Source organism: Halobacillus sp. ABD4_316, from assembly GCF_056161385.1.
This window is the reverse complement of the sequence record NZ_JBSWZA010000017.1, coordinates 1-1,367: the sequence shown is the minus strand read 5'-3', so window position 1 is coordinate 1,367 and position 1,367 is coordinate 1. Positions and strand designations below refer to the sequence as shown.

Below are 1,367 nucleotides of genomic sequence, written 5' to 3'. Positions count from 1 at the left end.
ATATAGATAAGTCATCGATCCATTAGTATCCGTCAGCTCCACGTGTCACCACGCTTCCACCTCGGACCTATCAACCTCATCGTCTCTGAGGGATCTTATCTGCTCGAAGCAGAGGGAAATCTCATCTCAAGGGGGGCTTCATGCTTAGATGCTTTCAGCACTTATCCCGACCACACGTAGCTACCCAGCGATGCTCCTGGCGGAACAACTGGTACACCAGCGGTGTGTCCATCCCGGTCCTCTCGTACTAAGGACAGCTCCTTTCAAATTTCCAACGCCCACGACGGATAGGGACCGAACTGTCTCACGACGTTCTGAACCCAGCTCGCGTACCGCTTTAATGGGCGAACAGCCCAACCCTTGGGACCGACTACAGCCCCAGGATGCGATGAGCCGACATCGAGGTGCCAAACCTCCCCGTCGATGTGGACTCTTGGGGGAGATAAGCCTGTTATCCCCGGGGTAGCTTTTATCCGTTGAGCGACGGCCCTTCCATACGGTACCGCCGGATCACTAAGCCCGACTTTCGTCCCTGCTCGACTTGTAGGTCTCGCAGTCAAGCTCCCTTGTGCCTTTACACTCTGCGAATGATTTCCAACCATTCTGAGGGAACCTTTGGGCGCCTCCGTTACTCTTTAGGAGGCGACCGCCCCAGTCAAACTGCCCACCTGACACTGTCTCCGGACCGGATTACGGTCCTGGGTTAGAATGTCCGTACAGCAAGGGTAGTATCCCACCAGCGCCTCCACCGAAGCTGGCGCTCCGGTTTCCAAGGCTCCTACCTATCCTGTACAAGCTGTACCAACATTCAATATCAGGCTGCAGTAAAGCTCCACGGGGTCTTTCCGTCCTGTCGCGGGTAATGTGCATCTTCACACATAGTATAATTTCACCGGGTCTCTCGTTGAGACAGTGCCCAAGTCGTTGCACCTTTCGTGCGGGTCGGAACTTACCCGACAAGGAATTTCGCTACCTTAGGACCGTTATAGTTACGGCCGCCGTTTACTGGGGCTTCGGTTCAACGCTTCGCATAAGCTAACGCATCCCCTTAACCTTCCAGCACCGGGCAGGTGTCAGCCCCTATACTTCGCCTTACGGCTTCGCAGAGACCTGTGTTTTTGGTAAACAGTCGCTTGGGCCTTTTCACTGCGGCTCCTCGGCAGAGGAGCACCCCTTCTCCCGAAGTTACGGGGTCATTTTGCCGAGTTCCTTAACGAGAGTTCTCCCGCTCACCTTAGGATACTCTCCTCGCCTACCTGTGTCGGTTTGCGGTACGGGCACCTCTTTCCTCATTAGAGGCTTTTCTTGGCAGTGTGAAATCAGGAGCTTCGGTACTATAGTTCCCTCCCCATCACAGCTTGACGTTG

1 rRNA gene is annotated in these 1,367 nt (G+C 54.7%); it reads right to left on the bottom strand.

Annotated features, from left to right (window positions below):
- Positions 1-2: 2 nt before the first annotated feature.
- Positions 3-1,367: ribosomal RNA gene (locus ACXAJH_RS20375) — 23S ribosomal RNA — on the bottom strand; the annotation flags it as partial.